The sequence below is a fragment of the Arthrospira sp. PCC 8006 genome (assembly GCF_046480465.1).
GTDB lineage: Bacteria > Cyanobacteriota > Cyanobacteriia > Cyanobacteriales > Microcoleaceae > Limnospira > Limnospira platensis.
Genome location: NZ_PKGG01000311.1, coordinates 1 through 4556, shown reverse-complemented (window position 1 = coordinate 4556; position 4556 = coordinate 1). Strand labels below are relative to the sequence as shown.

The 4556-nt window shown below is 42.8% G+C and carries 3 protein-coding genes; 2 read left to right on the top strand and 1 reads right to left on the bottom strand.

Annotation, left to right across the window (positions count from 1 at the left end):
* Positions 1–720, bottom strand: a 720-nt coding sequence (locus B9T16_RS26040) for a tetratricopeptide repeat protein (protein ID WP_410246120.1), incomplete at its 3' end; no start/stop codon positions are given.
* A gap of 148 nt (positions 721–868) precedes the next feature.
* Between B9T16_RS26040 and B9T16_RS26035 the strand changes: the two genes are divergently transcribed.
* Both B9T16_RS26035 and B9T16_RS26030 read left to right on the top strand, forming a co-directional pair.
* Positions 869–1960: a glycosyltransferase gene (locus tag B9T16_RS26035; protein ID WP_410246119.1), complete on the top strand. Its 1092-nt coding sequence runs from the start codon at positions 869–871 to the stop codon at positions 1958–1960.
* 116 nt (positions 1961–2076) lie between these two features.
* Entirely contained in the window at positions 2077–4425 is a 2349-nt protein-coding gene (locus B9T16_RS26030; RefSeq protein ID WP_410246118.1) for a sulfotransferase, read from the top strand.
* Positions 4426–4556: the final 131 nt, after the last annotated feature.

Genomic DNA, 4556 nt, shown 5'->3' with positions numbered 1-4556 from the left:
GGCTGAGGTAGGATCAACAATACAACAGCGACGGTAGAGGGTGGCTAATTCCTCCCAGCGTCCTTGGGACTCTAGGACTGTTTGCAATTTGGGCAGGGCTTCTGATAGGCTAGGATTAAGTTCGTAGGAGCGACGATAGGAGGCGATCGCCTCTTCGGTTTCTCCTAAAGCCTCCAAAGTTTGACCTAAACTCAGATAACAGTCGGACCAATAAGGGTTTAATTCTAACCCCTGACGATAGGCTGTAACTGCTTCCGAATATTGCTGTTGTTGCTGGTAGGCTTTACCCAAGCTGTGGTATAATTCGGCATCGTCGGCTTTTAACTCAATGGCTTTTTGTAATAGGGAAACCGCCTCCTCTAGGCGGCCTTCTTTAATCAGCACTAGGGCTAAATTGTGGTAAAATTCGGAGAAATCTGGGTCAAGTTCAATAGCCTTGCGGAAACAACTAACGGCTTCTGGTAAGTTACCCTGTTGATTTAGGAGGGTTCCCAGATTATCATAAGACCAGGCAGAATTAGGGTTAAGTTCGGTAGCTTGACGATAGGCTGCAATAGCTTCGTCTATTTTTCCCTGTTGGCTGAGGGCTTCCCCCAAGTTATGATAATACCAAGCCGATTGGGGACTTTCTGCGATCGCCTGATTATAGGATGCGATCGCCTCGTCTAGCTGACCTTTTCTTAGGAGTTGATTGGCTGTGTCGAAGGAAGTGACGCTCATGTTCGGTTTCTTTACTATATTTTGATATGGAAGAACAGATGATTGATATTTGTTGGTTATGACCCGCCCTAGAGACTGACCCAGAGTTTAATTAGATGTTCCCATCCCCCTACTGAATCGAGCCATCCCTCCCAATTGTACATAATTTATGGAATTTGACCGCCAAAAATTAGAGCAAATCGACTCTGAGTTAGAGCGATCGCAGTCCTGGCTAGAACAAATCTCTGAGCAGATGGAAAAGTTACCAGCCCAGGGTAGTCCATCGCCCGCAATTATACCACCTAGCTCACCACAGCGAAAATCTATTTTATTTTATCGAGATTATCGGGGACTAACCGGAGGTCATTTAAAGGTCTGGGATTATTTTAATCATATTCTCGATTCCCCGGACTACCTACCCCAGATTTATTTTTCTCCCGAAAGTGCGATCGATGCTAATAACCCCTGGTTCAATATTGACAAGGAACTAATTTTATCTAAACCGCTATCAGATCCCCAAATTATCTTTATGGACGGTATGGACTGGGAATTTTTACCAGCCACCCAGCGCCACAACTCCCCCATACCAATTATTAATCTAATTCAGGGCTTCCGGCACGTCTACCCAGATAATCCCCGCTATCAGTTTCTCAACCATAAAGCGATCCGCATTTGTGTCAGCCCAGAAGTAGGAACCTATCTGGCAGAATCACGTCAGGTCAATGGACCCGTGTTTATTATCCCCAATGGCTTAGATACCAGTAGTTTCCCCGAACCCCGACCCGACCCCCAACGGGATATCGAAATCCTGATTTCGGCCCTGAAACAACCGGAACTAGGCGAACAGTTACAACAAAGGTTAGCAGGAATGGGCTATGGGGTGCAACTACTGACATCCCTAATTCCCAGAAGGGATTATCTACAGTACCTCAACCGTGCTAAAATGACGATACTCCTGCCTAACCGCGAAGAGGGAGAGGGATTTTACCTTCCCGCCCTGGAAGCTATGGCCATGGGGACACTAACTATCTGTCCAGATTGTATTGGGAATCGGTGTTTCTGTTTTCCTGGTTACAATTGTCTGCGACCCAAGTATACTGTGGAAGGGCTGTTAGAAGCCATCAAAGAGGCGATCGTCTTTTCTGAGGTGCGGAAGTCTCTGGTGAAAAAAGCAGCCTTTCAAACGGTCGCTGAACATGATTTAATCAAAGAACGGACAGCATTTATGGAAATCCTGAACCATCTCGATGATTTATGGTAGACTCCTACCGACTGGCGGGCCAGGCTGTCAGGATTGGTAGGTAGTCAGTTATGAACCTTAATAAACGCTATATTTGCCATTCATTTAGAATATAAAGATAAATCCCCACTTATACCATGCCAGATAAAAAAAGCGAATCCCAGGTTTTAATTATTACAGGAATGCACCGTTCAGGTACATCCTTGACCGCATCATTATTGCAAAGTGCTGGGTTGCACATTGGTCGTCGGCTAATGCAGGGAACCGAGTTTAACCCCAAAGGCTACTTTGAGAATATTGATTTTTTTGAATTTCACCTAGATTTATTGCGATCGCAGGGTGTTAATGTAGATGGTTGGACATTACAAGATAACCTAGATGTTCCCGAAGAGTTTATCGACCAAGCTAATGCCATTGTTGAAAAAAATTCTCTGAGTCATATTTGGGGATGGAAAGAACCTCGGACGACGCTATTTTTAGATTTTTGGGCGGAGTTATTACCTGATGCTAGGTTTCTGTTGATTTACCGTTCTCCCTGGGATGTGATAGATTCTCTGTACCGCCGAGGAGATGAACTTTTTAGAAGTCAGCCAGAATTAGCAGTCAAATATTGGGTATTTTATAACCAGAAGGTATTAGACTTTTACAATAAATATGGTGATAAGTGTTTGTTGGCAAATATTGAAACGATTGTTAAATATCAAGATAAATATGTAGCAGAAATCAATCATAAATTTGGGATAAATTTAACTAATCCTTCTCCGGCTGTTTATGATGCCTCCCTACTGCAAACGAATAGTTCAGAAGATGGTCAACGTCCCAGCTTAATCGATTATTATTTTCCTGAAGCCATAGAAATGTATCAGGAACTAGAGAGTCGGGGATGGCATCCTAATCAAACTCCAGATTTATCATGGAGTAATCAGATTAAGTCTTCTCCCTATATGGCTTGGGCCTTCAGAGATTGGGCGAATTATCGACTGTCCGCAGCCGAAAATAAGTCTCTCCGGGTTGAGTTAGAAGGGACTCAAGCTAAACTGGAAGAAACTCTGTCTCAGTTAAACCCAACTCGCGATGAATTGGAAGAAACTAGGTCTCAGCTACAGCAAACAGAGTCGATTGTAGAACAGTTAAGGTCTCAGTTGGAACAAACGGAAGGGATTTTAGAAAAAACTCACACCCAACTGCAAAAAACTGAGTCGATTTTACAGGAGTCTCACAGTCAACTGACTCAAAAAAATACAGAATTAAATGAAGTGCGATCGCAGTTAGAATCGCAGTTTAGCCAAGTTCAGGAAGAACTCGAGCAAGCCAAATCACAGTTAAGTCAAACTCAATGGGATGTGATGAAATATCAATCCCAACTACACCATACGCAGGAAGAACTAGAACAGGCCGAGCAACAAAACCGAGAAATTTTAAGCCACAAACATCAACTACAGTCTCAAGTGAATGAGTCTGAGTCTCGGCTGATGAAAACTGAGATGATGTTGAGTCAATCAAGGCTACAACTGGAACAAGGGAACAAAACCCGGGTCCGAACTATTGCTCAACTTCATGATACCCAAGGTAAACTAGAATATGCGGAGTTTCAACAACATAAGTATCTAGCAGAATTAGAACGACTTGAGCCACAACTGGAGAAAACTGAGATCCAATTGAGTCAGTCTCTGGTTAAACTTAACCAGGTTGAGAAAAATCATCAGCGAACTCTGGTACAATTACATCAAACTCAAGGGAACTTGGAGATATGTCAATTGTATTTAGCTGAAAGTCAGCAACAACAAACCCAGTATAAGAATCAACTGGAAGAGTGGGAACGACTTTGGGAAAAATCAATTGAACAGGAAGATGAGATGGAAAAAGCGATCGCTCAGTATCAGGCTAAATTGCAGGCTACTGAACAGGAGTTAGAATCATCTCAACATCAACTACAGCAAACCCAAGAGGAGAAAACCCAATGGGAACAGGAAATTGAGGAGTACGAAAAACTTTTGGCGGCGGCGAGTACACAGGAAAATGAGATGGAAAAAGCGATCGCTCAGTATCAGGCTAAATTGCAGGGTACTGAACAGGAGTTAAAATCATCTAAACATCAACTACAGCAAACCCAAGAGGAGTTACAACGGTCGCAAAAAGCACTGAATAAAGCACAATTGGAAGCTGAAAAGTTACAGTTTTATAAAATAGTTGCTAATTCGGCTGGTGAACAGAGTGAGGAACGGAAATATCAGCTTTTTGTCTGGGATGCTTGGTGTGCTTATCAGGTTGGAGATTTGGAGACAATGGCTCAATGTTTACAGCGATCTGTTAAATATTCCCCCAAGTCAAAAACCGAAACTCTCAGTCATTGGCTGGAGAATTTTAGCCAGTTTGCTAAGGAAAAGGGGGTTCCGTTTGACACAGCTTCTCTAACGAGTTCTGAACCATGGAAACAACTTATCAAACGTGCGATCGCTGTCAAGTCTTTAGTGACACAGAAGTAAGGTTCTCATCCCTTGTTGGTCAAAATATCTAACATAATGTGACTATGACTATAGCTACAAATATCCATGTCCATCAGTTGAAATACGATAATCATTTGATCTTAGGATTTGTACTTGACTCCCCCAAATCA